Genomic DNA, 1,579 nt, shown 5'->3' with positions numbered 1-1,579 from the left:
CAGAGAAGAGGGAACAGGGAACAGGGAACAGGGAACAGGGAAAAAATCCTGTGTACCTCATTAGGATAGAAACCGGTATATCCCCCAATTCTGGGGGACTTTGACATCATTACCCCTCCCGGTGCGCTTTCCGTAGGCGAATTAAATTCGCCACGGGTCGCACCTCTGCATCGCTTGTAAAATCACTGGACTTATTAAAAACTAGCTCCAACTCCTGTCCCTTCTGCCATTCCCCTCCTGGTCGGGGTTAGGGGTGGGTGCCTTCTGCCAAATGCCTTAAAGCAGCCCATTTCTTTCACGAATCAGATAGGATTGCTATAGGGATCCTAATTGAATTGTGATAATTTTTGTTCCCTACTCCCGTCTTGATGCAAAGCGCGAGTGGGGGAAACCCCCTTTGGCAGACTGCATCGCTACTCCCTACTCCCTACTCCCTACTTTCTGTTCCCTTTGCTATAGATTACCAACGGTAAACTTTCCCGGATGGCTCAACATGACAACTATAACCACAGAAGGATTATACACTTTTGAAGAATACCTCAACTATGAGGATGGTACCGACAACCGCTATGAACTGGTGGATGGGAGGTTAGAAATCATGAATCCACCAACCTTTAGGCATCTGCTGATTGCTAAGTTTATTGAACAAGCATTGGAAGCAGAAAATAATCGTTTGGGTTTGCCTTGGCTGTGTTTTAAAGAAGCAGGAATTCGGACAGGATGGCGCAAGTCACGGCTAAGTGATGTCTATGTGGTAACCAAAGATCAGGTAATGGCATTGCTAGATCAGTCAGCAGTATGTGATACTCCTCCATTATTAGCAGTAGAGGTGGTGAGTCCTGATTCTGTTAAGCGAGATTATCGTTACAAACGTTCAGAGTATGCTGCCTTGGGAATCATTGAATATTGGATTGTTGACCCCCCGAAGAAAAAGGTTTCACTGCTGGTGTTAGAGGAAGGGTTATATCAGGAAACAGTGTTGACTGGAAATCAACAGTTGGTATCACCTACATTTCCTGAGCTGATGTTAACCGTTGATCAAGTTTTGACTGCTGGGAATTTAGACTAACAACAATATAAACAACAATATAGCGGTTCTCATATTCCCTGTTCCCTGTTCCCTGTTCCCTGTTCCCTGTTCCCGACTCCCTACTCCCAGATTGCTATAACGATTCATAAATTTGATGTTCTCTGTTAATAAAAATATCAGCTAATATCTGATAAGCTTCTGTCCAAGCTGCTATCACTTCCTCTGTCGCCGCTTCATGCAACACATCCTTCATCGCTTGTAGTAAACTCTCTCCCACAATGGGATATTGTTCTGGTTTAACATGGGTTTTTACATGACGATGAGCAATCACCTCAACCATTGATTTTAAAGCCTCCATATTATCAATTTTGGTAGCATAACTATAGACTGCTGTCGCTAACTTAGCTGGTTGAGAACCATTGGCTTGAGCTGACATATCAAACTGTGCTTTTACCTCTGGATGGTTGTGAAACATGATTTCATACATCCGAGTAGTAATTTGCTTACCATGCTTTTTGAGGAGGGGGGCTGTGGACTTGATGATATCTA

2 protein-coding genes are annotated in these 1,579 nt (G+C 43.8%); one reads left to right on the top strand and one right to left on the bottom strand.

The window, feature by feature from the left end; all coding sequences use genetic code 11:
• Nucleotides 1–337 precede the first annotated feature (337 nt).
• Complete coding sequence (locus F6K49_RS47590) at nt 338–1,069, top strand: Uma2 family endonuclease (RefSeq protein ID WP_366514340.1); 732 nt, start codon at nt 338–340, stop codon at nt 1,067–1,069.
• A 94-nt stretch (nt 1,070–1,163) separates the two neighbouring features.
• On the opposite strand, the gene F6K49_RS47585 is transcribed toward F6K49_RS47590, so the two are convergent.
• Nucleotides 1,164–1,579, bottom strand: a 416-nt coding sequence (locus tag F6K49_RS47585) for a globin domain-containing protein (protein WP_293109548.1), incomplete at its 5' end; no start/stop codon positions are given.

The organism is Moorena sp. SIO3I6 (genome assembly GCF_010672095.1).
The sequence above is the reverse complement of the archived record's forward strand: the minus strand, read 5'-3'. Positions and strand labels throughout refer to the sequence as shown.